19 protein-coding genes are annotated in these 25,961 nt (G+C 65.8%); 11 read left to right on the forward strand and 8 right to left on the reverse strand.

All coding sequences use genetic code 11. The features are described 5' to 3' along the window. Window position 1 precedes the first annotated feature (1 nt). Window positions 2-373: a flagellar basal body protein gene (locus V3C40_RS14340; protein WP_331777785.1), complete on the reverse strand. Its 372-nt coding sequence runs from the start codon at window positions 371-373 to the stop codon at window positions 2-4. A 215-nt stretch (window positions 374-588) separates the two neighbouring features. Here V3C40_RS14340 and V3C40_RS14345 point away from each other — a divergent pair, with 215 nt between their 5' ends. From V3C40_RS14345 to V3C40_RS14360, 4 genes are all read left to right on the forward strand, one after another. Beyond that, a complete protein-coding gene (locus V3C40_RS14345) occupies window positions 589-1,728 on the forward strand; it encodes a dienelactone hydrolase family protein (protein ID WP_331777786.1) in 1,140 nt (379 codons plus the stop codon). 111 nt (window positions 1,729-1,839) lie between these two features. Further along, window positions 1,840-3,318, forward strand: coding sequence for an NYN domain-containing protein (locus V3C40_RS14350; RefSeq protein WP_331777787.1), 1,479 nt, complete (start codon window positions 1,840-1,842; stop codon window positions 3,316-3,318). A 101-nt stretch (window positions 3,319-3,419) separates the two neighbouring features. Beyond that, window positions 3,420-4,037, forward strand: a complete 618-nt coding sequence (gene trhA / locus V3C40_RS14355) for a PAQR family membrane homeostasis protein TrhA (RefSeq protein WP_034757360.1) — start codon at window positions 3,420-3,422, stop codon at window positions 4,035-4,037. An 80-nt stretch (window positions 4,038-4,117) separates the two neighbouring features. Beyond that, on the forward strand, window positions 4,118-4,999 hold the full coding sequence (locus V3C40_RS14360; protein ID WP_070304341.1) for a LysR family transcriptional regulator: 882 nt from the start codon (window positions 4,118-4,120) through the stop codon (window positions 4,997-4,999). 16 nt (window positions 5,000-5,015) lie between these two features. Here V3C40_RS14360 and V3C40_RS14365 read toward each other — a convergent pair whose 3' ends face one another. Both V3C40_RS14365 and V3C40_RS14370 read right to left on the reverse strand, forming a co-directional pair. Beyond that, window positions 5,016-7,901: a bifunctional diguanylate cyclase/phosphodiesterase gene (locus tag V3C40_RS14365; RefSeq protein ID WP_070304342.1), complete on the reverse strand. Its 2,886-nt coding sequence runs from the start codon at window positions 7,899-7,901 to the stop codon at window positions 5,016-5,018. Window positions 7,902-8,055: 154 nt separating this feature from the next. Further along, on the reverse strand, window positions 8,056-8,832 hold the full coding sequence (locus V3C40_RS14370) for a transferase spermidine synthase (RefSeq protein ID WP_034757369.1): 777 nt from the start codon (window positions 8,830-8,832) through the stop codon (window positions 8,056-8,058). A gap of 157 nt (window positions 8,833-8,989) precedes the next feature. Between V3C40_RS14370 and V3C40_RS14375 the strand changes: the two genes are divergently transcribed. Both V3C40_RS14375 and V3C40_RS14380 read left to right on the forward strand, forming a co-directional pair. Then, window positions 8,990-9,265: a hypothetical protein gene (locus V3C40_RS14375; protein ID WP_331777788.1), complete on the forward strand. Its 276-nt coding sequence runs from the start codon at window positions 8,990-8,992 to the stop codon at window positions 9,263-9,265. A gap of 37 nt (window positions 9,266-9,302) precedes the next feature. Beyond that, window positions 9,303-10,454, forward strand: coding sequence for a GGDEF domain-containing protein (locus tag V3C40_RS14380; protein WP_331777789.1), 1,152 nt, complete (start codon window positions 9,303-9,305; stop codon window positions 10,452-10,454). 6 nt (window positions 10,455-10,460) lie between these two features. Here the strand turns inward: V3C40_RS14380 and V3C40_RS14385 are convergent, their stop codons facing one another. Then, window positions 10,461-10,805 (reverse strand): hypothetical protein, encoded by a 345-nt coding sequence (locus tag V3C40_RS14385; RefSeq protein ID WP_070304343.1) that lies wholly within the window; start codon window positions 10,803-10,805, stop codon window positions 10,461-10,463. 304 nt (window positions 10,806-11,109) lie between these two features. Here V3C40_RS14385 and V3C40_RS14390 point away from each other — a divergent pair, with 304 nt between their 5' ends. From V3C40_RS14390 to fdhD, 4 genes are all read left to right on the forward strand, one after another. After that, a complete protein-coding gene (locus tag V3C40_RS14390) occupies window positions 11,110-12,192 on the forward strand; it encodes a calcium:proton antiporter (protein WP_034757382.1) in 1,083 nt (360 codons plus the stop codon). Window positions 12,193-12,481: 289 nt separating this feature from the next. Beyond that, on the forward strand, window positions 12,482-13,939 hold the full coding sequence (locus V3C40_RS14395; protein WP_331777886.1) for a Ppx/GppA phosphatase family protein: 1,458 nt from the start codon (window positions 12,482-12,484) through the stop codon (window positions 13,937-13,939). 101 nt (window positions 13,940-14,040) lie between these two features. After that, entirely contained in the window at window positions 14,041-14,727 is a 687-nt protein-coding gene (locus tag V3C40_RS14400; RefSeq protein WP_331777790.1) for a hypothetical protein, read from the forward strand. Window positions 14,728-14,804: 77 nt separating this feature from the next. Further along, window positions 14,805-15,623, forward strand: coding sequence for a formate dehydrogenase accessory sulfurtransferase FdhD (gene fdhD / locus V3C40_RS14405; protein ID WP_442907264.1), 819 nt, complete (start codon window positions 14,805-14,807; stop codon window positions 15,621-15,623). Here the strand turns inward: fdhD and V3C40_RS14410 are convergent. After that, entirely contained in the window at window positions 15,599-17,923 is a 2,325-nt protein-coding gene (locus V3C40_RS14410; RefSeq protein ID WP_331777792.1) for an FdhF/YdeP family oxidoreductase, read from the reverse strand. The genes fdhD and V3C40_RS14410 overlap by 25 nt on opposite strands. A gap of 144 nt (window positions 17,924-18,067) precedes the next feature. Here V3C40_RS14410 and V3C40_RS14415 point away from each other — a divergent pair, with 144 nt between their 5' ends. Continuing rightward, a complete protein-coding gene (locus V3C40_RS14415) occupies window positions 18,068-18,829 on the forward strand; it encodes a GNAT family N-acetyltransferase (protein WP_034757395.1) in 762 nt (253 codons plus the stop codon). On the opposite strand, the gene V3C40_RS14420 is transcribed toward V3C40_RS14415, so the two are convergent. The 3 genes from V3C40_RS14420 to V3C40_RS14430 form a co-directional block, all read right to left on the reverse strand. Continuing rightward, a complete protein-coding gene (locus tag V3C40_RS14420) occupies window positions 18,762-24,227 on the reverse strand; it encodes a CHAT domain-containing protein (protein WP_331777793.1) in 5,466 nt (1,821 codons plus the stop codon). The genes V3C40_RS14415 and V3C40_RS14420 overlap by 68 nt on opposite strands. 270 nt (window positions 24,228-24,497) lie before the next feature. Continuing rightward, entirely contained in the window at window positions 24,498-24,785 is a 288-nt protein-coding gene (locus V3C40_RS14425) for a hypothetical protein (protein WP_034757399.1), read from the reverse strand. A 179-nt stretch (window positions 24,786-24,964) separates the two neighbouring features. Continuing rightward, window positions 24,965-25,657, reverse strand: a complete 693-nt coding sequence (locus V3C40_RS14430; protein ID WP_034757401.1) for an ABC transporter ATP-binding protein — start codon at window positions 25,655-25,657, stop codon at window positions 24,965-24,967. Between the last annotated feature and the right edge of the window lie 304 nt (window positions 25,658-25,961).

The raw sequence follows: 25,961 nt of genomic DNA on the forward strand, positions 1-25,961 counted from the left end.
TTCAAGTCTTGACGTCGATCAGGCTGCCCATGGCCTGGTCGGCTGCCTTGACGACATTCGCCGATAAATTAAAACCGGCCTTGTAGACGAGGTTATCCGTCAGTTCGGACGCGAGGCCCACGCCGTTTGGCCGGCTTTCGGCCGCCTTGGCCGCATTCGCATTGGCGCCGCTGACGCTTTCGCTGGCGGCCAGCTTGCGCCCTTCGATGGACAGGCTGACGCCCCTGCCGGCCGGGCTGCTTTCCTGGAATTCGGCCTTTTGCGGCTGGAAACCCGGCGTATTCGCATTGGCGATATTGTTGGCGGCCACATCCAGCGCGCGCTGGTTGGCGGTCAGCCCCGAGGTACCGGTGGTAAGGGCGGATATGGACATGGCAACTCCTTCAGTGTGCGCCCAGTGTACTCCCGTCAACAGGAAAAGTGGTTGGTGCAAGGCAACAATTTTTCCCCAGGTGGTTGCCGTAAAAAATATGTGCGTCACGTAATTTTTTTATATTGTTCTGTGGCATTTCACTGTCTAGACTGGCAGGGAAGTCATCCACGGAGTCCGCCATTTTTCACCTGTTTCGCCCCATTTTGCTGGGTTTGTTGCTCAGCCTGCCTTGTCTGCCACTGAAAGCCCAGCTTGTCCCTTCGCCGTTGCCGCTCGACGCACGCCTGAACGAGCAAGTCATCATGGTGCCGGCCGGCGACGGTTTGCGCGAGGTGCTGGAGACGACGGTGTTTCGTCCCGCCGGCCCCGGCCCGTTCCCCCTGCTGCTGATGAATCACGGCAAGCAGGCCGGCCCGGCCCGGCTGCAGCAGCGCGAGCGCTTTATCTATATGGCCACCGAATTCGTGCGCCGCGGCTATGCGGTGATGCTGCCCATGCGCGCCGGCTTTGCCCGTTCCACGGGCGCCTACCGCGATTTCGGCTGCGACATGCTGGGCAACGCGCAGGGCCAGGCGCGCGACATGCTGGCCGCGCTCGCGTATGCGCGCCGCCAGAGCTGGGTCGACCCGCAGCGCATCGTCGTCGCGGGCCAGTCGTACGGCGGCATGGCGGCGCTGGCGCTGGCCACCCGGGTGGTGCCCGGCGTGCGCGGCGTGCTCAATTTTTCCGGCGGCTTGCGCGTCGACATGCCCGGCTGCGATTGGCAAGGGGCGCTGGCGAAGACCTTCGCCACCCTGGGCGCCTATAACCATATTCCCAGCCTGTGGCTGTATGGCGCCAACGATTCCTACTTCGGGCCGGCCTTGGCGCAGCGGCTGTTTCGCTCGTTCACGGGTTCCGGCGGCCAGGCGCAACTGGTCGCCTATGGCCCGTTCAAGCGCGACGCCCACCTGACCCTGGGCAGCCGTGACGGGGTGGCCGTGTGGCTGCCGGCCACCGAGCGCTTCCTGCAGAAAATCGGCATGCCGGTGCGCCAGGTCTACCGCGTGGCCGATGCGCCGTCGCCGCCCGCCACGCATTTCGCGCCGCAGGACGATATCGCCGCCGTGCCGTATCTGGAAGAGCAGGGCCGCGCGGGCTACCGCGACTTCCTCGAGAAAACCGCGCCGCGCGCCTTTGCCCTGTCGGCCAGCGGTGCCTGGGCCTGGGCCGAGGAGGGCGAAAGCCCCGACGTGCGCGCCCTCGCTTCGTGCCAGCGGCGCAGCAGCCTGCCGTGCCAGCTGTATTCGGTCGATGAAAGCGTCGTCTGGCCCGTCGACGGCGCCAGCGCGAGCGCCGCCGGCGGCGCGCAATAGGCTGCCGCGCACGATAGTTGTCGCCGAAACGGGGGATGGGCGAATATACTAGGGGAAAAGGGAGGCGTTGCGCTTCCCGTCCGCCCTTATCATCAGCGAGAATTCACCCCTATGGCGTCATCCCCAGAAAACCTCAGCATGGCCGTGTTTTGCGACTTCGAGAACGTCGCGCTTGGCGTGCGAGATGCAAATTACGAAAAATTCGATATCAAGCCCATCCTCGAACGCTTGCTGCTCAAGGGCAGCATCGTTGTCAAGAAGGCATATTGTGACTGGGACCGTTATAAAAGTTTCAAGGGCACCATGCACGAAGCGAACTTCGAGCTGATCGAAATTCCCCACGTGCGCCAGTCCGGCAAGAATTCGGCCGACATCCGCCTGGTGGTCGATGCGCTGGACCTGTGCTACACGAAGGCCCACGTCAACACCTTCGTCATCATCAGCGGCGATTCCGACTTTTCGCCGCTCGTGTCGAAACTGCGCGAAAACGCCAAGCAGGTGATCGGCGTGGGCGTCAAGCAGTCGACCTCCGACCTGCTGGTGGCGAACTGCGACGAATTCATTTTCTACGATGACCTGGTGCGCGAGAGCCGCCGCACGGCCGCCAAGCGTGATGCGCGCGAGACCCCGGCGGCCAAGCGTTCGCCCGACGAAGAAGTGCGCCGCAAGGAAAAATACGAGTCGCGCAAGACGGAAGCGATCGAGATGGCCGTTGCCACCTTCGACGCGCTGGTCTCGGAGCGCGGCGACAGCGGCAAGATCTGGGCCTCGATGCTGAAAGAAGCGATCAAGCGCCGCAAGCCGGACTTCAGCGAGTCGTACTACGGTTTCCGTACCTTCGGCAACCTGCTGGAAGAAGCGCAGACGCGCGGCTTGCTGGAATTTGGCCGCGATGAAAAATCGGGCGCCTATGTCTACCGCAGCAGCGGCCTGGTGCCTGTCGCTGCGCCCGTGAGCGGGGAAGTGGCCAGCGAAGCCATCGTCACCGGCGAGACCGGCGTGGCGGCGGAAGAGGGCAATCAGCGCGAAGGCGGCAGCCGCCGCGATTCGCGCCGCAATGGACGTGGCGGCCGCAAGCAGAACGAACAACGCCGCGGCGAGTCCGCGCCACAGGCCTTCGTGCCGGTGGCCGACGCCGAAGCAGTCGTCGAACAGTATGCGCCGGCGCCGCAGCCGGAGGTGCAGCACGAGGTAGCGGAAGCCGCCGCCGAGGTGGTGGCCGAAGAAGGCAACGCCAAGCTCGGTTCGCGCCGCAATGGCCGTGGCGGCCGCAAGAATGGCGATGGCGCCCGCGAAGCGCGCGCCGAAGTTGTCGAAGTCGCTGCTGTGGAAGCCATGCCTGAGCCGGTAGTTGAAGCGATCGTGGAAGCCGTCGCCGAAGCGAAGCCGAAGGCCAAGCCGCGCACGCCGGCCCGCAAGGCGGCAGCGGCGAAGAAGCCGGCCAAGAAGGCGGCTGATGTTGTGGAATCGGCTCCTGTCGTCGAAGCGGCACCGGTGGAAATCGCGCCTGTAGCGGAAGACAAGCCAGCCAAGGCGCCGCGCAAGACGCCAGCGCGCCGTCCGGCCCGCAAGAAGGCGGAAGAAGCTTGATTGACCGCTCCCAGCGGAAGGCTGGGGTCAGACGGGGACGCCGAGTCCCGGCGGGTCTGACCCCGGGTGTCTGCTGCGTCTTGGCAAAGCGGTATTAAGCCATGTACCACGGCGAACGCTTCAACAGCATCTCCCATACGGTGGGCGCCGCGCTGGCTGCCATCGGCGGCGTCATCCTGATCGTCGTGGCGGCCCGCACGGGCGATCCGTGGAAAATCGTCAGCTGCAGCGTGTATGCGGCCATGCTGCTGACCTTGTATCTGACGTCCACCCTGTACCACAGCGTGCGCGGCAAGGCCAAGGCCGTGCTGCAGCGGCTCGACCACTGCGCCATCTACCTGCTCATCGCGGGCACCTACACGCCATTCATGCTGGTGACCCTGCGCGGGCCTTGGGGCTGGTCGCTGTTCGGCGTCGTCTGGGGCCTGGCCCTGTTTGGCATCGTGCAGGAATATGTGTACGCGAAAGGCGCGCGCATCCTGTCGCTGGTCATTTACGTGGCCATGGGCTGGCTGATCGTCATCGGCATCAAGCCGCTGCTGGCGGCGCTCGAGTGGAACGGCTTCCTGTGGCTGGTGGCGGGCGGCCTGTGCTACACGGGCGGCATCGCTTTCTATGCCACCGACCACAAGCTGCGCCATGGCCACGGCATCTGGCACCTGTTCGTGCTGGCCGGCAGTAGCTGCCATTTTGTCGCCATTTTGTTCTACGTTGCCTGACGTTGTTGCCTGCCCTCACTGTTGCCATGGTTCCATTATAATGGCGCGATATGTGAAACGCAGGCAATAATAAGGCAACAATGGATATCAATTCGGACGACCTGAAAATCTTCGTCACCGTCATCGACAGCGGCACCCTGAGCGCGGCCGCCGTGCACCTGGGGCAAACCACGTCGGGCGTCAGCCGCGCCCTGTCGCGGCTGGAAGACAAGCTGGCCACCTCGCTGCTGACCCGCACGACGCGGCGCATGGAGCTGACGGAAGAAGGGCAGCTATTCCTGGACAAGGCGCGCGCCATTCTCGCCTCGATGGAAGACGTGGAGGAATCGATCCGCATCCGCCGCCAGAAGCCGGCCGGGCGCCTGTCCGTCGATGCCGCTTCACCCTTCATGCTCCATTGCGTGGTGCCGCACGTGGCCGAATTTCGCGCCATGTACCCGGACATCCGCCTGGAACTGACCAGCAACGACCAGATCGCCGACCTGCTCGAACACCGCACCGATATCGCCATCCGCATCGGCGCCCTGGTCGATTCGACCCTGCATGCGCGCGCCTTGACGGCCAGCCCGCTGCACGTGCTGGCCACGCCCGCCTACCTGGCGCGCCATGGCGAACCGGCTACGCCGGAAGCGCTGTCCGGCCACGCGCTGCTGGGCTTTGCCCAGTATGACCTGGGCAACAACTGGCCGCTGCGCCACGAAGCGGGCAACAGCCTGCAGATCGTGCCCGCGCTGGCCGCCTCCAGCGGCGAAACCCTGCGCCAGCTGGCCCTGCACGACCAGGGCATCGTCTGCCTGTCCGACTTCATGACGAAGGACGACATCGCGGCCGGCCGCCTGGTGAAAGTGCTGCAGCCGTTCTATACGGGCTACCGCCAGCAGATCCACGCCGTCTACTACCGCAACACGCAGCTGGCGCAGCGCATCAGCTGCTTCCTCGAATTCCTGCAGCACAAGCTGTAAGGCCCGCGCCATATGTTCAAGTCAGGACGCCGCTGTCCTGCACCGCCGTATGCAGCAGCGCTTCCACTTCGTGCGCGGGCAGCGGGTGGCTGAAGTAATAGCCCTGCGCCTCGTCGCAGCCATGGCGGCGCAGGTAATCGAGCTGTTCGGCCGTTTCCACCCCTTCGGCCACCACGCGCAGTTTCAGGTTGTGCGCCAGCGCGATGATGGAGACGACGATGGCCGCGTCGTCCGCGTCGCGCGCCACGTCGCCGACGAAACTGCGGTCGATCTTCAGCACGTCGATGGGGAAGGTGCGCAGGTAGGCGAAGCTGGAATAGCCGGTGCCGAAGTCGTCGATCGACAGCTGCACCCCCAGCGCCTTCATGTCGTGCAGCTGGCTGACGGCCAGCGCCACGTCGTGCATGAACAGGCTTTCCGTCAGTTCCAGCTCCAGGCAGGCGGGCGGCAAGCCCGTTTCCAGCAGCACTTCGGCGATCGATGCCACCAGGTTAGGCTCGTTGAACTGGCGCGCCGACAGGTTCACGGCCAGGCGCAAGGTATCGAGTCCCGCCGCATGCCAGCGTTTCACCTGCGCGCACGCTTCGCGCATGACCCAGGCGCCGATCGGCACGATCAGGCCCGTGTCTTCCGCCAGCGCGATGAAGCGCTGCGGCGCCACCATGCCCAGATCCGGATGCTGCCAGCGCAGCAGCGCTTCCACGCCGACGATGCGCCCGCTGGCCAGGTCCACCTGCGGCTGGTAGTGCAGCACGAACTGTTCGCGTTCGAGCGCGTTGCGTAGCGCTGTCTCGATGCGCAGGCGCTCCAGGGTGGCCTGGTTCATGGCCGTCGTATAGAACTTGATGTTGTTGCGGCCCTGTTTCTTGGCGCAGTACATGGCGATGTCGGCCTGCTCGATCAGGTTTTGCGTCTCGCCATTTAGGGTCACGTCGCCGGGCGCGTCGTAGCGCGACATGTCGTAGACGGCCACGCCGATGCTGCAGGTGACGAAGAATTCCTTGCCATCCAATAGTACGGGCTGGGCCACGGCATCCATCACGCGCTGCACGATGGCGCTGCTGAGCACTTCGTCCGCCTGTTCGCACAGGATGGCGACGAATTCGTCGCCCGACAGGCGCGCCACCGTATCGCTTTCGCGCAGGCTGGCCTGCAGGCGCGTGGCGATGGTTTTCAGCAGCAGGTCGCCAGCCTTGTGACCGAGGCTGTCGTTGACGAACTTGAAGCGGTCGAGGTCGATCAACAGTACCCACAATGCGCGGTTCTTGCGGCGCGACAGGGCCATCGCCTGCGCCAGGCGGTCGCGCAGCAGGGCGCGGTTGGGCAAGCCCGTCAGCACGTCGTGGTGGGCGATGTGCTGGATTTGCTGCTCGGCCAGCTTGCGTTCCGTGATTTCGGAACCCGTGCCCCGGTAGCCGCGGAATTCACCGAGTTCGTTGAACAGCGGTTCGCCATTGATGCTGAACCAGCGCAGCTGGCCATCGCGGTCGTGCATCGCATATTCGAGGTTGGAGAAGGGCAGGTGCGCTTCCAGGTTGGCGATATGCTGCTTGCCCCAGCGCGAATTGCGCATCTCCGGATTGTTTTCCCAGCGCGTCATGCCGATGAAGCGTTCCAGCGGCATGTTCGACTTGTCCGTGAAACCGCTGGTGATGTGGGTAAAGCAGAAGTTGGCATCCTGTTCCCAGTACCAGTCCGAGGACAGGGCCAGCAGGCGGCGGAAGCGCTTCTCGCTTTCCTGCAGGGCGCGCTCCGTGCGCTGGCGCGCCCGCACGTCGGCGCTGAGCAGCTCGTTGCTGCGCTTGAGGTCGGCCGTGCGTTGCTCCACCAGCAACTGTACGCGGCGCGAGCGCTGCGTCAGCGATTGCACGAAGGCGGCCGTCAGCAAGCTGAACAGCAAGCCCGTGATCACGGTGAATAATGAGCCCAGATGGTCGGCCAGGAAGGGGCGCGGATGGGCCACCACGCGCACATGCCAGGGCCGGCCGGCGGAAGTAAAGGCCCGGTCATAATGGTCGTGGTAGGCAAAGTGCAGCCAGCGCGGCAAGGATTCCCAGGCGCCGCCAGCTTCGTTGGCGGGCGCCTGGCCATGCCGGAAGATCAATTGGCGCGGGTCGGCGCCGGCGTCCGCGTAGACGCTCAGTTCGAGCTGCGGGTCGCCCAGCAGGTCGGCGCCGGCGAGGATTTTCTGCACCAGCTCCCCGGCCAGGATGACGGCCGCCGTATCGCCTATCAGCGCCGCGCGCCGCTGCTGCACCGTCTGCAGGGGCGCGCCGTGGCGGTACACGGGATGCACCATGACGAAACCTTGCCGTGGTCCCTGCGCCAGGGCCAGCAAGCCGGTGGCGGTGGTCTGGCCGCTGATGATCGCCTGTTCCAGCGCGCGCGCCAGCACGCCGTTCGGGCTGACGTTCAGGCCGAAGGCGGGGCCGTTGCCCTGCAAGGGTTCGAGGTAGTCCACCACCAGGTAGCTGGCGCGCGTCGTCGCGGGCACGACGACGCCGTCGCGCATTTCCGTCATGGCGTAGTCGGGCACGATGCGCCGCAGCTCCGCTTCGAATGCGGCGCGCTGCGCATGCGGCACGATGCGGTGGAAATTGAAGGCCTGGATGAACGGGTGGCGCCGCAGCAGCGGTGTGGTGAAGTCATGGAACTGTTCACGAGTGACGGGCACGACGGCGGCAAACAGCTGGTTCGTCGTGGTCAGCACCTCGACCGCATCGTCGAGTCCCTGCTCGATGGCGGCCACCCTGGCGCCGGCGCGCTGCTGCAGGCTCAGGCTCATCTTGTCGTATTCGAGCTGGCTGATGGCGGCGAACAGCACGGCCGTCACGCTGACGCCGCAGGCAAAGGTCAGCGCGGCCGCGGCGGAAATCGACAATGGCAGGCGGCCACGCAGCATGGTTTTTCCTATCTCACTTCATGGTCACTTGGGTTCCGCAGCGCCTGCCGGCCCCACGCAGGCCGTAGTTTGTCATAAACCACATCCGGCATGCTGATTTTGCACCAAAACACTGCAAATAAGCAACAATATCTCTGGCCGGGGAAGATGACTTTCAGTCGCTGCCCGCGCCGGACTGGCGGCGCAAACGCCACAATTGCCATGCCGGCAGAAAGCGGTTCAGGAACGCCAGGCCGGCCATCCGGCGCCAGCGCACCAGGCGCACCACGCGCACGGCGCGGCCGCCGGCGCCCGGGTCCTGCCCGGGCTTGGCGGCGAAGACGATGCGGTTATTGCCGGCGATGCCATCGAAGTGGCACACGGCGCCGCGGAAGGTGAGCATCAGCCGCGCCAGCATGGCGGGGTAGTGCTCGTCATAGCTGAACAGGTTGGCCACCAGCACGCCGCCGGGCAGCAGGGCGCGCAGGCAGTCCGCGTAGAAGCGAGCGCTGCCGAGGGCGGGGGGCAAGCCCGTTTCGTCGTAGCCGTCGAGCAGCAGCACGTCCGCGCAGCCCGGATGCTGGCGGATGTAGCTGACGGCATCCGTCTCGATGATGCGCAGGCGCGCATCGTCGGGCGGCAGCATGAACTGCTCGCGCAGGGCGATCACGTCGGCGCGCAATTCCAGCACCGTGATGCGCGTATCGGGCAGGTGGCGGTGGCAGAATTTCAGCAGCGAACCGCCGCCCAGTCCCACCATCAGGATGTGCCGCGGGCGCGGCACGAACAGCGTAAAGCACATCATCGCGCGCGCATAGCGCAGCAGCAGATGGTCGGGGCGCGACAGCAGCATTTCGCTCTGGATCATGCCGGGCTGGAATTCCAGGCGGCGCCGGTCGCCACAGGTATGCACCTGCGGGGCAAGTGGGGTGGTGCTTCTGTTTTCCGGCATGGGACGACTTCGCTGAGTAGGCTGGGGGAGATGCTTTGTTGCATTCAGAGAAATCTGATAAGCTCCCGTGAGCATACCCGATTAATCCGCGCCGAGCATGCGTATATGTACGGCGCGCGGCGGCACGGCCGCGCAGTCGGGCACCATGGAGACAAGCATGTTTTTGGATCACCCCATCATTACGGCGACGAACAGTTTCACGGAGCCTGACCGCATCGAGCGGCTGACGCGCGTGTATGGTTACGCGGCGGCGCTGGCCGACCAGGCCGCCAATGTCGGATTCATTGAAAAAGTGGCGCAGATCCACGACCACAAGGGCACCCTGATCGTGTTCTGGCACGAGGCGCCCAGCGAAGTGGAAAAGCAGTATTTCGTGCAGGCGTGGTCCAGCAAGATCGGCGACGGCAGCACCAATGTCGAACACGAAATCTGACCTGGCGCGCCGCGCCTGCGCATCGATCGCGTAGCCCATGGATATCAAGACCCTGGTACTGGCCCTGGCGCTCGGCAACCTGAGCCTGTGCGCGGCCCTGTTCTTCTTCGAGTACGAGCGCAAGAAGTCGCTCAGCATGTCCACTTGGGCGGTGGCCAAGCAATGCCAGGCCGTGGCCTGGTGTCTGCTGTATTTCCGCGGCGTGCTGCCCGATTTCCTCTCCATCCTGCTTGGCAACAGCCTGCTGTTTGCCGGCATGGCGCTCGATGCGGGCGCGCTGTGGCAGGCGGCCGGGCGCAGCGGCTGGCGCCGCACTGTGCTGCCGGCGCTGGGCCTGTCGGTGGCGCTGTTTGCCGCCTGCTACCTGTTCGACGTGGCGCCGCTGCTGCGCAGCGCCGGCGGTTCGCTGATCGTGGCCGGCTTCTTCCTCTCCGGCGTGGCCGCCCTGTGCCTGAAGTGGCGCGAGGCGAGCATGCTGCGCCGCTTCCTCGTCGTCAGCATGGGCATCCTGTCGCTGCTGATCGCCGCGCGCGGTGTGCTGGCCGCCGCCGTCCCCGGTTTTGACGCGGAGCTGATGCAGCTGGCCGGCTTCGGCGCCCTGTACCTGATGATGCTGACGAACGCCTTCGGCTATCTGCTGCTGTCGCGTGAAAAACTGGGCGGCGAGCTGGCGCGTCTGGAAGTGCTCGATGCGGCCACGGGCGTGCCGAACCGGCGCGGTTTTTACCAGGCGCTGGCGCCATGGATGGCGCTGGCGCGCCGGCCCGGTTTGCCGACGGCGCTGGTGGTGCTCAATATCGACCACTTCAAGCGAGTCAACGACAGCTATGGCCATCCCGTGGGCGATGCGGTGCTGAAAACCATCGTCGACACGTGCCGCCAGCAACTGCGCGACAGCGACCTGATGGGCCGCCTGGGCGGCGCCGAATTCGCCATCCAGTTGCCGCGCACGACCCTGGTCGATGCGTTGATGGTGGCCGAGCGCATCCGCGCTGCCGTCGAAGCGCTGCCCGTCAAGACGGAGCGCGCCGTGCTGCAGCTGACGGCCAGCCTGGGCGTGACCACCATCCGCGCCGAAGACAGCACCGTCAGCCTGTTCAAGCGGGCCGACGAGGCGCTGCAATCGGCCAAGCAGGCGGGCCGCAACCGCGTCGTCGAGGCGCAAGCTGCCAGCACTCTCGATATTTAAATCGGATTACTTCTTGTGCGAGCCCAGCCAGCTCGGTTCCTTGCCGCATTCCTTGGGCAGGAACAGGGCATCGAGGCCCGGATCGCAGCGCCGGTCAGGCGCTTTCATCGGTTCGACGGTCAGCCATTCGCTCTTGGGCAGTATCTTTTCTTCGCGTGGCGCCACGGGCGGCGCGGGCGGCAGGCTGTCTTGCCAGCGTGACTCTGACGCTGTTGCAGGCGCGGCCGCAGTGGCCCAGTCTGCGTCAACTTGCGCGGCGTCCGCTGGCGGCGTGTCCGCGTGCGCGGCGGCGCACAGCAAGCTGCCCGCGAAGAAGAACATGCGCATGGCTGTGCTGTTTATGGAAATCATGGTTGGTCCTTGGTCGGTGCCGCGAAGGCGGATCCTGCATTATGACGGCAGCCGGAAGCAAAAAGACAAGGAAATTGCAACGGCATGTTACCAAAGGGACTATAGTTGCTGGTAGCAAGCACGTGCGCCGCGGCAAGGTGATTGAACGGTGAACCAGGCGTGGAGCGCCTTCACCGGAACATGTGCATTCCCTAACTTTCATTTAAGCTAGGCAAGTTATGCTGTGGCATGCACGCCAGGCTGCCCTTGTTGTCCTTTGCTGTCCACACCGCAGTTCCCCTTTTTTACTCTTGCCAGGCCCATAATGAAAATGCTTAAATCCCTGCCTGTATGGCCGCTTGCCGCCCCGATTGCCGGCTGGCTGTTCCTGTTCGGTTCCACCTTCAATGTCGGCGGCGCCTACCAGATCCTGCTGGTCGCTGGCCTGATCGGCAGCGTGCTGGCCGCCGTGTACCACGCGGAAGTGGTGGCGCACCGCATCGGCGAACCGTACGGTACCCTGGTGCTGGCACTGGCCGTGACCCTGATCGAGGTGGCGCTGATCGTCTCGCTGATGCTGGCAGGCGGACCGGAAACGACGGGCCTGGCGCGCGACACCGTGTTTGCCGCCATCATGATCATCCTGAACGGCATCGTCGGCATCTGCCTGCTGCTGGGCGCCGGGCGCCACCGTGAGCAGACCTTCGGCCTGCTGGGCGTGAGCGCTTCGCTGGCCACCCTGGCGGCCATCGCCGTTCTGACCCTGGTGCTGCCGAACTACACGTCGAGCGCCGCCGGCCCCTTCTACAATTCCAGCCAGCTGATCTTCATCGCCGTCATTTCCCTCGTCCTGTACGGCACCTTCGTGCTGGTGCAGACGGTGCGCCACCGCGATTACTTCCTGCCCAAGGAGGCCGTCGGTGATGAAGAGGTGCATGCGGCGCCGCCCACGCCAACAGTCGCCTGGGTCAGCGCCGGTGCGCTGCTGGTGTGTCTGGGCGCCGTGGTGCTGCTGGCCAAGTCGCTGGCGCCCGCGCTGGAGACGGCGATTGCCGCCATGGGCGCGCCGAAAACCCTGGTCGGTATCGTCATCGCCGCCATCGTGCTGCTGCCAGAAGGCCTGGCCGCCGTGCGCGCCGCGCGTGCCAACCGCCTGCAAACGAGTCTGAACCTGGCGCTCGGCTCCGCACTGGCCAGCATCGGCCTGACGATACCGGCTGTTGTCGTGGTGTCGCTGGCCACGGGCCTGACGATCACCCTGGGTCTCGATATCAAGTCGACGGTGCTGCTGCTGCTGTCGCTGATGGTGGCCACCCTGTCGCTGGGCACGGGCCGCACCACGGTCATGCAGGGCACCGTGCACCTGGTGATTTTCGCGGTATATTTGTTTACCACCATCGTGCCGTAGAACACCTGTCAAAACCTACTGCGCGTCGGAATTTGTGGTCTGCGATGCTCACTGTACCTTCGTACAGTTGCGCTTCTCAATCACAACTTCCTTCCGCTCGCTACGGTTTTGTCAGACGTTCTTAAACGTCACGGCTACGCGCTGTTTTGTCACAATCCTGTCACGCCGCTGTCATACGATGGGGGTAGTGTGGTAGGATTTTTAAATCGTTTAAATGATTTATATAGTTTAGCAACTGAGTTTGCCAACTTTTTCAGTTGGCACAGCAATGACAAGACAAGAGGCCAGTATGTATGCAGCGGTGGACCTGGGGTCCAACAGTTTTCGTTTACACGTCGGCAAGCATGATGGCGACACGATCCGCGTGGTCAAGAGCGTGCGCGATCCGATACGCCTGGCCGCCGGCCTGGATGCCAATGGCGACCTGACCGAGGCGGCCATGCAGGGCGCACTGGCCTGCCTGCAGCGCTTTCGCGCCATCCTCGCGGGCTTCGAGCTCGATGCCGTGCGCGTGGTGGCCACATCGGCCATGCGCGTGGCGCGCAACGGCGCCGTCTTCCTGCCGCTGGCCGAGCAAGCCATCGGCTACCCGATCGAGATCATCTCGGGCGAGGAAGAGGGGCGCTTGATCTACATGGGCGTGGCCAATGCGCTGGCCATACCCGGCGAACGCCGGCTGGTGATGGATATCGGCGGCGGCTCGACCGAACTGATACTGGGGCGCGGCAACGATATCGAGCGGGTCGAGTCGTTCAGCCTGGGCACCGTCAAGCAAAGCCTGTGGTTCTTCATCGGCGGGCGCATCGACGCGCCGTCGTTCGAGGCGGCCATCCTGTCGGCGCGCAGCCATTTCGAGGATGCGGCACCGCCATACCATCCGCAGCACTGGAAGACGGCCTATGGTTCTTCCGGTACCATCCGCACGATCGCCGACATCATCGCCCGCAACAAGCTCGGTGACGGCTTGCTCACGAGCGCCAGCCTCGACGCGCTGGCGCGCCGCTTCATCGAACTCGGTCACACGAGCCGCATCGACATGCCCGGCTTGCGGCCCGACCGCGCCAGCACCATCGTCGGCGGCCTGGCGATCTTGATTGGCCTGTTCCGTGAACTGGCCATTCCCGCCATGACGCCGATCGAGGCGGGTTTGCGCATGGGCGTGATGTGGGATCTGTACCTGCGTTCGACCAAGCGCGACCGTCGCGAACAGTCGGTGCAGGGCTGCATGGAGAAATTCCATATCGACCAGCAGCGCGCCGGCCGGGTGGCCGAGCAGGCGCTGGCCATGTATGCGCAGCTCAAGCCCACGTCCGACGCGCTGGTGAAATGCCTGCGCTGGAGCAGCCTGCTGCATGAAGTGGGCCTGGCCGTGTCGCAGACGGGCTACCACAAGCACGCCTCCTACATCGTGGAAAACGCGGACTTGCCCGGTTTTACCACGCGCGAGCAGAAGACTATGAGCCGGCTGATCCTGGCGCAGAAGGGCAACTTGCGCAAGATCGGCGAAGTGCTGTCCGACCCCGATTTCGCCAAGGCCGTGCTGGCGCTGCGCCTGTCGATTTTGCTCATGCATGCGCGCATCGAAGCCGATTTCAGCGAACTGCGCCTGCGCATGAAGAACCGCATCGAGCTCGATATCAAGCGCGGCTGGGTGGCGCACCATCCGACTGTGTCGTTCTGGATCGAGAAGGAGCAGGAATTCTGGGACGAGGTGGGGGTCGATTTCACCATCCGCGCCAGCGCGTAGTGGATCATTGGGTCATGCCATGCGCGTGACTTGATGTGCAGCAAGCAAGATTTTTAAAAACAGTATATATTGTTTATATTATTTACTAGATTGGAAAATCCATGACCAAAACCGTCCCAGCGAAAAAGCCCGACAGCGCGCCCGTATCGATGTTCCCTACCAGCGCCTCGATCAATGCGGCAGCGGCCAAGGCCGCACCGGCCGCCAAGCCTGCAGTGAAGCCTGCAGCCAAGCCGGTGGCAAAAGCCGCCGTCAAGCCAGTGGCCGCCAAACCGGCCGCAGCGAAGCCGGCAGCAGCGAAGCCAGTAGCAGCGAAGCCTGCCGCCGCCAAGCCTGCCGCTGCCAAGGCGCCAGCCGCCAAGCCGGCGGCCAAGGCCGTCGTCGCCAAACCAGCCGCCAAGGCGGCAGTGAAAGCCGTTGCCAAGCCAGCGGCCAAAGTCGCTGCGAAACCCGCCGCCAAGCCGGCAGCGAAAGCCGCCGTCAAACCGGTAGCCAAACTAGCCGCCAAGCCTGCGCCAGCGAAAAAAGCGCCGGCGGCCAAGGTCGTCGCCGTCAAGGAAAAAGCCCGCAAGCCGAAACTCGTGCGCGACAGCTTCACCATGCCGGAGGCGGAATACGAAGTCCTGGGCCAGGTGAAGAAAGCCTGCCTGAAGGCCGGTTTCGAGATCAAGAAAAGCGAATTGCTGCGCATCGGCGTAGCGCTGATCAGCCAGATCGACCTGGCCACCCTGCAAAACGTGCTGGCCGGCTTGCCGCAGCTGAAAACGGGCCGTCCGAAGAAGGATTGATGGCGCGGGCAGGGGCCGCCCCCTGCCTGGCCGTTCTGGTTTACCATGGGGCCTGTGAAAGTTCCCCCATGGTTGCCATGTCAGAAGATACAGAGATCGAACGCGCCGGCTTCGTCGAGCGCGCCATCGTCCGCCACCAGGCGGGCGTTGCTACCCCCGCCATCGACCACGTCGCCGAGGAAATCCCCGTCGCGCTGGTCTTCAATGGCATTTCCCACGTCGTCATGATGGCCACGCCGCGCGACCTGGAAGCGTTTGCCTACGGCTTCGCGCTGACGGAAGGCGTGGTCGTTTCCGCCGATGCCATCTTCGATTGCGAAGTATTTTTGCGTCCCGACTCCGCCGAAGTGGCCTTGCGCATCGCCCAGGAAGATTTCGTGCGCCTGAAGGACCGGCGCCGCCAGCTGACGGGCCGCACGGGCTGCGGCGTGTGCGGCATCGACAGCATCGACATGCTTGACTTGCAACCGGCGCCGCTGCCGCCATCCCTGATCCGCGTCGACCTGCCGGCCGCACTGGCGCGTGCCTCCGCCGGCTTGCGCGAGCACCAGACGCTGATGCGGGAAACGGGCGGCGTGCACGCGGCCGCGTGGTGCACGCCCGATGGCGATATCGTGCACGTGTTCGAGGATGTCGGCCGCCACAACGGCCTCGATAAACTGATCGGCCATCTCGCGCTGCACGGTATCGACATGCGGCGCGGCTTCGTCTTCCTGTCCAGCCGCGGCAGCTACGAGCTGGCGCGCAAGGCGGCGCGCATGCAGATTCCGCTGCTGGCGACGATTTCCGCCCCCAGTTCGCTGGCCATTTCCATCGCCACGCAGGCAGGCATGAAGCTGGCGGGTTTCTGCCGCCAGGATGCCTACGTCGATTACACGCCCGGCGTCACCTTGTAGTTTCCGCTGCGTTCCAGCAGCACGGGCACGGACTTCGACGTGGGCGTGCCGGCGCCGTCGGCCGTGCTGGCCAGCGGCACCAGCGCGTTCGTCTCCGGGTAATATGCGCCCAGGCAGCCGCGCGGGATGTCGTAGGCGACGAGACGGAAGCCATCGGCGCGGCGCGCCACGCCATCGTCCCAGGCGCCGATCAAGTCCACCATGTCGCCATCGGCAAAACCCAGCATGGCGATATCGTCCGCATTGGCGAAGACCACCTTGCGCGTGCCGTACACGCCCCGGTAGCGGTCATCCATGCCGTAGATGGTGGTGTTGTACTGGTCGTGCGAGCGTGTGCTCATCAAGACCATCAGGCGCTCGCCGTGGCGCGCTCTAGCACGGTGCAACGGCGTATCGAGGTCCAGCGGGGCGACGAGGAAGCTGGCCTTGCCGCTGGCCGTCTTCCACACGCGCTCGCGCGACGCCACCGTCAGATGAAAGCCGCCCGGCTGCGCCACCCTGGCGTTGTAGTCGTAAAAATCGTCAAACACCTTTTCGATGTCGTCGCGGATGCGCGCATAGTCGGCCGCATACGCGCGCCAGTTCACCAGGACGCTCCCCACCGTCGCTTCAGCCATGCCGGCCACGATGGCCACTTCCGAGCGCAGCTGCGGCGCAGCGGGCGCATTGCGGCCGTACGAGATATGCACCATGCTCATCGAATCTTCCACCGTCACGCCCTGCGCCACACCGCCTTGCACGTCGATTTCCGTGCGCCCCAGGGTGGGCAGCAGCAGCGCTTCCTTGCCGATGACCAGGTGGCTGCGATTGAGCTTGGTGGCCACCTGCACCGTCAGCGCGCACTGGCGCAGGGCGGCAAAGGTCAGCGGCGTGTCGGGCGTGGCGGCGGCGAAATTGCCGCCCAGCGCAATGAATACCTTGACGTCGCCGCGCTGCATGGCTGCGATGGTGGCCACCACGTCGTGGCCATGCGCGCGCGGCGGCGCGAATCCATACACCTGGCCCAGGCGGTCGAGGAAGGCCGCCGTCGGCTTTTCCTCGATGCCCACCGTGCGGTCGCCCTGCACGTTCGAGTGGCCGCGCACGGGGCATAGCCCGGCACCCGGCTTGCCGATCTGCCCGCGCAGCATCATCAGGTTCGACAGCATGCGGATGGCCGCCACGCTGTGCTTGTGCTGCGTCAGGCCCATGCCCCAGGTGGCGATGATGCGCTGGCCTTTGATGAAGATGTCCGTCAATGCCTCGATCTGCGCGCGCGCCACGCCCGATTCTGCCACGAGCAGTTGCCAATTCTCTGCGCGCAGGTCGTCGCGGAAAGCGTCGAAGCCGCTGCAGTGTTCAGCAATGAAAGCGTGGTCGATGACGGCGGGCCTGCCTGCCGCCTGCGCCGCATCGTCATGCTCGACGACCCGCTTGGCGATGGCCTTGATCAGGGCGAAGTCGCCGCCCAGCGTCGGTTGGACGAACAGGCCGGCCAGGCGCGTGCTGCCCAGGGTCGCCATTTCCAGCGCGCTTTGCGGGTCCATGAAGCGCTGCAAGCCCCGTTCGCGCAGGGGATTGATGGAGACGATGCTGCCGCCGCGGCGCGCGCAATCGCGCAGTTCGCCCAGCATGCGCGGGTGGTTGGTGGCGGGATTCTGGCCGAAGATGAGGATGGTGTCGGCCAGTTCGAAGTCGGCCAGGGTCACCGTGCCCTTGCCGATGCCCACGGTGGCTGGCAAGCCGCGGCTGGTCGCCTCGTGGCACATGTTGGAGCAGTCGGGGAAGTTATTCGTGCCGTACAGGCGCGCCATCAGCTGGTACAGAAAGGCGGCTTCGTTGCTGGCGCGCCCCGACGTGTAGAACGCGGCCTGGTCCGGGTCGGGCAGGGCGCGCAGGTGGCGGCCCACGAGGGCAAAGGCGTCTTCCCAGGAAATCGGCACATAGCGGTCGCTGGCAGTGTCGTACACCATCGGGTCGGTCAGGCGGCCGTGCTGTTCGAGCGCGTAGTCCGATTGCTCCAGCAGCTGCGTGACGGTATGGCTGGCGAACAGCTCGGGGCCGGCGCGGCGGCTGGTCGCTTCGGCGGCGACGGCCTTGGCGCCGTTTTCGCAAAAGGCAAACGTGGAAGCGTGGTTGCGGTCGGGCCAGGCGCAGCCGGGGCAATCGAAGCCGTCCGGCTGGTTTTGCGCCAGCAGCGCCTTCAGATTTTCGGGCGCGACCCGCTCCTGGCGCAGGCTGATGGTCACGTGTTTCAGGGCGTCCCAGCCGGCGGCCGGCTTGGTGTAGGGCGTGATGTGCGGTGCGTCCTGGTCTTTCATGGGCTCTTTCGGCTGGGCGAGTGTGGTAATTATGCACGATCCCCGAATGACATTGACTTGCGTCACGGAAATGACATTCGGCTGTCATTTTCCTGACATATTAGGCAAGTACGCTGGAGTCGTCTTGATCACAGGGATGAAACCATGCAAAACATAATCGCATCAAACGAAGCCAAGGCCCGTCCGGTCCAACTGGTGCTGAGCCAGGCCACGACAGCGTCGGAATTGCGCGAAGTGCAGCGTTTGCGTTACAAGGTGTTTATCGAGACCATGGGGCTGACGTCGCTGGCGAACGCCGATGGCCTCGACAGCGATGAATTCGACGCGCACTGCGATCACCTGATCGTGCGCGACGCCGATACCCTGAAAGTGGTGGGCACCTACCGCGTGCTGAGCGCGGCCAAGGCGGCCAAGATCGGCCGGCTGTATTCGGAAAACGAGTTCGACCTGAGCCGCTTGAAGAACCTGCGCGGACGCATGGTCGAAGCGGGCCGCGCCTGCATCCACCCGAAATACCGGGGCGGCAGCGTGATCATGCTGCTGTGGTCGGGCCTGGCCGAGTACATGCGCCGCGAGCGCTGCGACTACCTGGTCGGCTGCGCCAGCATCAGCCTGGCCGATGGCGGCCATAACGCCGTCGCCGTGTACCAGGCGCTGGCCGAAAAGCACATGGCCCCAAGCGAATACCGCGTCACGCCGCACCTGCCTTTCCCCATCCACCAGGTGGAAGCGGCGCACAAGCCGCAAGTGCCGCCGCTGATCAAGGGCTATCTGCGTTCGGGTGCCTGGATTTGCGGCGAACCGGCATGGGATCCTGATTTCGAAAGCGCCGACATGTTCATGATGATGCCGCTGGCGAATCTGGACGAACGCTATGCGCGCCACTACGGGGTGGTACCTGGCTGATAGCGGGGAATGATGCCTGCAGCTGGCCGGCCAGCGCCTGCACGGCGCTGCGCAAGGCGGTGTCCGGGCTGTCGGACGGCAGCAGTTCGAGCAGGAAGCGCAGCGGCGCCGTGATCGTTTCGGGTTCGCCGATGCTGCCGTGGCGCCGCACGGCGTCGTGGTACAGGGCCAGGAAAGCGGCGCGCGCGGGCGCGTCGAAAGGCTGGCCGTCCGGCACCTGCCACAGGGCCGCCAGCAGTGCGGCGCGCACGGGGGCGCCGGCGTCGATGGCGCGGTGTTCATCCGCGTGGCGCTGGCGCGCGTAGGCGATGGCGTCGTGCAGCAAGTCGCCCAGCTGCGGATCGAGCGCGCGCCAGGCGCCGCCGTCGCCATGGGCTTTCAGCAGCAGGGCACCGGCCAGCACCTGGAAAATCAGGTCGCAGTCGGCTACGCCGCTGCGCCGCCGCGCTTCTTCCAGCGCGGCCAGGCAGGCATCCGTCATGGCGCGCAGGGCCGGCGCGCCCGAGTTTCCTTCGCGGCAGGCCAGGCGCGCCTGCAAGGCCCAGTAGCGTCCCAGCAGGGCCAGGCGCTGTGCCGTGGGCGCCAGCGCCACCAGCAGGTCGATATGCTGTTTCCCATCCTGCAGCAACCGGCGTCCCTGCGCCATATCGGGTACGGCCGGCACCTCGATGCCGGCGCCCGCATCGAGGCCGCACAGGGCCGCGCCCTGGCGTATCTCCAGTTCCGCCCAGTGCGCCAGCGCGCGCAAGCCCACCTTGCCGTCGGCCGCGCTGTGCGCCGCCCGGTAGTGTTCGATGGCGCGCAAGGTGTTCTCCAGCCCACCGAGGCCGGCGCGCGTGGCGGCCATGTTTTCGCGGATGTCGGCGCAGCCGAAGAAGCGCGCGCGCACGGCTTCCTCGATGCTGCCCAGCTTTTCCTCGATGGCCGCGCGGCGCCCAGGATCGGCGCCGGCCAGGCGTGCGTGCAGGGTTTCCAGGTCGGCCAGCAAATGGCCGTGGTAGTGGTAGTCGGGCGCTTGCCAGGGCCGGCTCTGGGTGTTCGGAAAGCGGTAGCGGTCGTCGCCATACGCCTGGTAGGCGCCCCAGGTGTTCGAGGCGGGGAACTGCAGGTATGCCGCTTCGCGCGCCAGGCGCACGGCATCGCCGAAATATTCGCCGCTCAGCATGGCGTGATAGAAGCTGTGCGCGAAGATGCTGGCCGCCTGGTCGTCGATGCGCCAGCCGGCCGCGATCACGGCCTGCGAACCCATTTCAATGAATGCCGTGGCCAGGCTGGCGGCCAGTTTCGACCACGGCGCGATGGCGTCCGGGCGCATGTCGCCCAGGTGGCAGCAATTGATGAAGACGAATTGCGGCACGCGTTTGAGTTTGCCCACCTGCGCCGCCGTCAGCCGCGTCTTCGGTCCCAGCACCAGGCCCGTATGGGCGATGCCGGGACCGGCCACTTCGCCATGGCCGGCCAGGTGGATGGCGAAATAGCGCTCGTCGAACAGGTGCACGAGCACGCGCTGGGCCTGCGGGCGCAGCAGCTCGCGCACCTGGTAGCCGTACGTGCCGAACATGTGCGCCACGTCCTGCGCCTCGGCCTGCGCGGCGGGCAGTTCGGGCAGGCCGGAATCGGTGTCGCCGATCACCAGCACGCTGTTGCTGGGCGGGCTGACGGCGGGCGGCTGCTCGCGCAGGCTGGCCAGTTGGCGCACCATGCCGATGCGCGTCGACAGCGGGCTTTCCTCGCTGCCCGCCTCGTCGCGCATCAGTTCCCACGGATAGATGGCGGCGCTCTGGTCGACGGCCAGGATCAGGCCACGCATTTCGGGGATGGCCGCCTTCAGGCCATTGGGCAGCATCAGTTCGTACAGCGCGCGCGACAGGCCCGGCTGGTCGGTGGTGTTGTCGGTGGCGTCCATGATCAGGCCATCGACGGCCTGCCGCTGGTTCGGTTCCTCGTCGACGCTGTTGTGGGCGCGGTCCGTCAGCACGGTGAAGCGCAGGGCGCCGGAGAGGTCGGCGGCGACGATCTGCACGCGGCGCCAGCCATTGTCGCCGCTCAGGCTGGGCAGGATGCGCCGGTAGCCGCCGGGGCTGTGGCGGATGCGCCGCTCGAACGTGAAGCTGCCCTGGTAGCGCGCTTCGGCCATGATCTGTTCGATGGCCACGGCGGCGGCGATGGCGCGCGCCTCGGACTGTTCATAGATGGCGATGTGGCCGATGCGGCACGCCATGCCCGCGTCTTCGAGGCGCCGGTTGGCGCTGCGCGCGCCGTCGATCAGGGCCCGCGCGCACAGGGCGATGCTCAAGCCGCCATAGCCGGAACCGGACAACAGGCTGGCCACGCGCAAGCCGTGCTCGCCCATCGGCGGCGCGGCCACGTGGCCGGCGGCGCGCACCTGCAGGCAGACGCACGCGTATTCGAGCAGGCCGCCGGCAAAGGCGCGCGCCAGTTCGCCCGGCGTCAGTTCGCCCAGCGCGCCCAGGCCAATGACGATGGCGCCGCCGGGCCGGCGCGCCGCATCGGGCTGCAGCACCACGAGGGCGGAGTCGGGGCGCTGCGGAAAGCGGCCCAGCGCGTGGATTTCCTGCAGCTTGCCCGCCAGCAGGCGGTCGAGAAAACTCATGCTGCCGCGCAGCGATTCGGACGCGTAGCAGCCGCTCATGACGGGCGCGTCGGCCGAGGCCATGCTGCCGTGGATGACGGATAGGCTCAACTGCGGCGCGCGGCTTTCCGGCGCGCTGGCCGGGCCGGCGGCGCCGATGGCCGCGTCGAGCAATTCCTGCGGCTGCGGGTACAGCGGCGTCGCCTCGGGCACGTAGGGATGGAAGCGGGGCGGGGCGCCGCCGGGCGCGTGCGGCGGGTGGCGGGGCAGGGCTGCGGCCTGGCCGCTGTCGAGCAGCTGCGCGATGGCCGGGTAGTAGTCTTTTTGCAGCAGCAGGTCGCCATGCGCCACGGGCAGGTAGCAGGCGGCCACGCCGTCGGGCACCGCGCCTTGCCAGGCCGTGCGGCCATCGCCGTCGGGCGACCAGGCCGTCTCGATGCCGCCGTCGCGCAGGCGCAGCGCCACCGGCGTGTCGGCGCAGCCGGCCAGGTAGCTGCAAAGGCGGGCGTCGAGCGGGGCCGCTTCCAGCAAGGCGACGGTGGCGCGCGCCGCAGCCAGCGCTTGGGCCTCGGGCGCCTGCCAGCCGCCGGGCAGGTTCGCTTGCGCGTCGCCGGCGGCCAGCTGCGCCCATGTATTGGCGTCGAAATAATCGACACCGCCGGCCGCCTGCGGCCACGGCAGCATGTCCAGCACGCCGGGAAAGGCGCGCACGAAGCCGAGAAACTGGCGCCGCGTGTGCTTCCAGCCGATCCAGCAGGCCAGCATCTGCACCAGCCGGTCGCGCCCCAGCAGCACTTGCACCATCGCCTGCGTGCCGCGGTTGGCCGTGCCCACCTGCAGCAATCGGCTGCCGGGCAGGGCGCCGAAGCGCTGCCAGCGGTCTTTCAGGGCCAGGCGCGCCACCAGCCCGCCCATGCCGTGGGCGACGATGCGCAGCGGTTGGCCGCGCTGTTCCGCGTCGCGCATGGCGTCGTCGAGCACGGGCAGGAAGGCGCGGCACGACTCCTGCAGCGACAATCGCCAGTCATAGGTAAAAGGCCGCACTTCCTGGTTTTGCGCGAGAAAGCGGGCAAACGGTTCATAGCAGGACTCGATCCAGCCGGCGCTGACGATGTGCGGCTGGCCCACGGCCAGGCGTTCGATGCGCCCTTCGACGAGATTGACGGGGTCGAACCAGATGCGGTTGCTGCCCACTTGCAGGTGGCTGCCCATGATGTCGGGCAGCAGCAGCGCGATGGGCGCGTGCGCGCGCCGTTTCGGCACTTCGCCGCCGCGCGCCAGCGGGCCGTGCTCGATGCCGGGCAACGGCTGGTAGGCTGCCTCGTCGCCGGTGAGCACCTGCACGGCGGCCTGGCTGGACGGCGCGCGCTCGAAGTAGTTCATGTGGTGCGTGTGCGGCCCGCGCAGCAGCAGTTGCCGCACCGGCGTGCTGCGCGTGGCGCCGCCGGCCATCGAGGCGCAATTGACCACCAGGTCGTTCTGCCCGCCGTACAGCTGGTCGCCGAGGCAGTCGCCCAGCCAGCCCAGCAAACCATCGCCGCTGCAGGCGCCGGCCAGCACGTGCAGCGGACTGGCCACGCGCACGTCGGGCGCGTTGAGCAGCGCCACCAGCGGCGAATCGGGCATCATCGCTTCCAGGCCGGGCAGGATGCGCGCGTCGCAGCGCTGCCGCACCACGGCCAGCAGGAAGGCCATGGCGCCATCGGGAACGCCGCCATGCAGCAGCAGGTTAAACATCACGCTGGCCCAGCGGTCGAGGCGGCCCGACATCAGGGTGGTGCCGCGCGCAGGACACGCCACGCGCACGAAGCGGGCGATGCGGATGGCGCGCGTCTTCAGTTCCACGCTGAGTGCGCGCAGGCGCGCCGCATCTTCGTCGTAGCCACCGCGTCCGCCCAGCCGCGCCTGCGCCGTGAAGTGTTCGATATCGTGGCTGTTGAACGCTTCGCCGCCCACGGTGTTTTCGCTCAACCGCTCCAGGCCGTCGCCGGCCAGGTCGACGGCGCCGCGGCTGTCGATGCGCTGCGCGCGCGCCAGCAATTCGCCGACCAGGCCGCCGCGCGAATGGGCCAGCAGGTGCAGCACGGCGCCGTGCGGCAGCTGGCGCACGAGGGCCAGCGCATTCTCGATGGGGCTGTCGCTGAGGCTGCGGTGCTCATAGCCGTAGATGCGGTTGCCGTACTGCGCCGCCAGTTGCGGCGCCAGGCCGTTGCGCCACAGGCCGCCAAAGCTGCGCTGGGTCGACGAGGCTGTGCCGTGCAACAGCAGCAGCACGGGTTCCGGCCCGGCGGGCAGGCTGGCGACGGCCGTCATGCTACCCGCCTCGATGCCGCAGCGGTACAGGCCCAGGCGCTGTTCCAGCTGGCGGTCCTGGAAGGCGCCCGCCGCCGCCAGCGCCGTCATGGCGGCGGCGCCGCAGCGGTACACGCGCACGGCCCGCAGCATCCAGGCGCCCAGGCCGTCGCGGCTGGCGCCGGGTGGCTGGCGCGCCGCCTGCGGGCGCAGGGCCAGCCCCACTACGATGCTGGCGGGCGCACCGTCGCGCGCCACTGTGGCCGGACCCAGGTAGCGTGGCAGGTCGAGGCTGCCCGCCAGCAGCGAACTGCCGTCGCACAGCAGCAGTTGCACGACGTCGGACGGGCCGATATCGAGCACGGTGCGGCAGCTGCCGATGCCGCGCGCGCTGGACAGCACATGGGTTTCGGCGTGCCAGCCGGGCGCGGCGGGGCAGTCGCCGGCGCTGGCGAGGGGATCGCGCGTGAGCGTCAGGCGCAGCACGGACGGCGCAAGGGGATCGCTGGACATGCGGTTGGGATCGCTGGTTAAAAGCTGACCTTGATGCCTGCTGGGACTATGCGTGTTGTGTCAGATCAAGTTTGCGTGGAAATGCAGGGGAGAAGCTGGAGGGGACTTGCCGGAGCGGGAGGGCAGAGAAACGGTCAGCATGGTTTGGGCTGGGTCTCTTCGCTATCGTGCTCGGATGTTGTGCGGTGAGCGAACTACGCGAATTGTATGGCAAAAGTTCATGGCGCCGGGAACCTGGGTGCCTGGCATGGCATTACAACAGCGGGTGCTTCAATGGACTGGCGTGGCGGACAGTTCCTTCAGTTCGCGGATGGTGATGTCCGATTTTTCATGCATGCGCAATAAAATCGTTGCACCGACCGACAGTTTTCCGTGCCGAATCTTGCTGATGATGGGAGGCTGAACTTCCAGGACACGGCACAGTTCCGCATCATTTTTCAAGTTCAACTTCTCGATCAAGGTATCGAGCAGCTTGTTGGGCACAAAACTCGATGGTTCGAGCGCACGCGCCCGGTTCATCGCTTCAATCATTTCCAGCTTCTTTTGCCGAACGTTCATTTACTCCTCCTTCAGGTTATGCAAGGGACGAGACCACTTTATATGGTCCCGGCTATAGTTCGTCATCGCAGTACGGCTGTCTGGGTGACGTGACAACATTCGCGTTACAACATTGATAACCAGGCAAGTGTTTTAAATAATACTACGATAACAAAACTTGTGACAGATGGTCAGTTAAATTAACTGATTGTTTGATCAATTTGGTTGACGATTGTTGTATTTTGTAATCCGCTTTTCGTCAGGATCATGGTCCGGTCCGCCATTTCGGCGGCGGCCAGCGAATGCGTGACCATGATCGCGCAACTGCCGTTGGCCTTGATTTCGGCGCGCAGCAATTGCAGGATGCTGTGCGCCGTGTCCGGGTCGAGGTTGCCGGTGGGCTCGTCGGCCAGCACCAGCGCCGGCTTGTGGACGAGCGCGCGGGCGATGGCCACGCGCTGCATTTCGCCGCCCGATAATTGCTGCGGGAAGTCGCCGCCGCGTCCGCCCAGGCCGACGGCCTCGAGCATGCTGGCGGCACGCTCCTGGGGCAGTCCGTTGAGCAGCAGCGGCAGGGCCACGTTTTGCAGCAGGGTCAGGTGCGGCAAGACGTGGAACGCCTGGAAGATAAAGCCCATGCGGGCGCGACGCAGCCGGGTCGCGGCGGCGTCATCGAGGCTGGACATGGCAATGCCGTCCACCAGGATAGGGTGCGCTTCGGCACCCGCGTCGGGCGTATCGAGGCCGGCGATCAGGTTCAGCAGTGTCGACTTGCCCACGCCAGAGTCGCCCATGATGGCGATGAATTCCCCGGCCTTGAAGCGGCAGGAAATGTTGGCCAGCACGGGACGGGCATTGGCATAGGACTTCGACAGATGGCGCAATTCGAGCATGGTGTTAACGGTTACCGTAAAGGGAGGCACGCGGGGGAGAGGGGGGCCTGGGAACTGCAATGGCGCGCGGATTGTTTGGCCGGCAATGTGTAGTATACGACAGGCTTATGCTTTTTGCTTGGTAATACCAATTTTTCTGTGCGCAGCCTGTTTGACCTTAAGTTACCTGCCGCACGGCTGGCTTGTGCGGATTCCGTTATGATGGAAAAAAGTCATCGGCAAGGCGCCTGCAAACCGCTATGGCAGGGGCGGCGCGCCCGTTGGCTGACCGTGCAAGCCCTTCGTGAACCTAATATTGACGACG

Source organism: Janthinobacterium sp. LS2A, assembly GCF_036543145.1.
Lineage (GTDB): Bacteria > Pseudomonadota > Gammaproteobacteria > Burkholderiales > Burkholderiaceae_D > Janthinobacterium > Janthinobacterium aestuarii.

Bases quoted from the DNA above. Each gene is read 5' to 3' on its own strand.
- V3C40_RS14415 (WP_034757395.1), top strand. From the start codon at position 18,068: ATGCAAAACATAATCGCATCAAACGAAGCCAAGGCCCGTCCGGTCCAA.
- V3C40_RS14365 (WP_070304342.1), bottom strand. From the start codon at position 7,901: ATGCTGCGTGGCCGCCTGCCATTGTCGATTTCCGCCGCGGCCGCGCTG.
- V3C40_RS14350 (WP_331777787.1), top strand. From the start codon at position 1,840: ATGGCGTCATCCCCAGAAAACCTCAGCATGGCCGTGTTTTGCGACTTC.
- V3C40_RS14380 (WP_331777789.1), top strand. From the start codon at position 9,303: ATGGATATCAAGACCCTGGTACTGGCCCTGGCGCTCGGCAACCTGAGC.
- V3C40_RS14390 (WP_034757382.1), top strand. From the start codon at position 11,110: ATGAAAATGCTTAAATCCCTGCCTGTATGGCCGCTTGCCGCCCCGATT.
- V3C40_RS14370 (WP_034757369.1), bottom strand. From the start codon at position 8,832: ATGCCGGAAAACAGAAGCACCACCCCACTTGCCCCGCAGGTGCATACC.
- fdhD (WP_442907264.1), top strand. From the start codon at position 14,805: ATGTCAGAAGATACAGAGATCGAACGCGCCGGCTTCGTCGAGCGCGCC.
- V3C40_RS14340 (WP_331777785.1), bottom strand. From the start codon at position 373: ATGTCCATATCCGCCCTTACCACCGGTACCTCGGGGCTGACCGCCAAC.
- V3C40_RS14375 (WP_331777788.1), top strand. From the start codon at position 8,990: ATGTTTTTGGATCACCCCATCATTACGGCGACGAACAGTTTCACGGAG.
- V3C40_RS14420 (WP_331777793.1), bottom strand. From the start codon at position 24,227: ATGTCCAGCGATCCCCTTGCGCCGTCCGTGCTGCGCCTGACGCTCACG.
- V3C40_RS14425 (WP_034757399.1), bottom strand. From the start codon at position 24,785: ATGAACGTTCGGCAAAAGAAGCTGGAAATGATTGAAGCGATGAACCGG.
- V3C40_RS14395 (WP_331777886.1), top strand. From the start codon at position 12,482: ATGTATGCAGCGGTGGACCTGGGGTCCAACAGTTTTCGTTTACACGTC.
- V3C40_RS14360 (WP_070304341.1), top strand. From the start codon at position 4,118: ATGGATATCAATTCGGACGACCTGAAAATCTTCGTCACCGTCATCGAC.
- trhA (WP_034757360.1), top strand. From the start codon at position 3,420: ATGTACCACGGCGAACGCTTCAACAGCATCTCCCATACGGTGGGCGCC.
- V3C40_RS14385 (WP_070304343.1), bottom strand. From the start codon at position 10,805: ATGATTTCCATAAACAGCACAGCCATGCGCATGTTCTTCTTCGCGGGC.
- V3C40_RS14410 (WP_331777792.1), bottom strand. From the start codon at position 17,923: ATGAAAGACCAGGACGCACCGCACATCACGCCCTACACCAAGCCGGCC.
- V3C40_RS14400 (WP_331777790.1), top strand. From the start codon at position 14,041: ATGACCAAAACCGTCCCAGCGAAAAAGCCCGACAGCGCGCCCGTATCG.
- V3C40_RS14430 (WP_034757401.1), bottom strand. From the start codon at position 25,657: ATGCTCGAATTGCGCCATCTGTCGAAGTCCTATGCCAATGCCCGTCCC.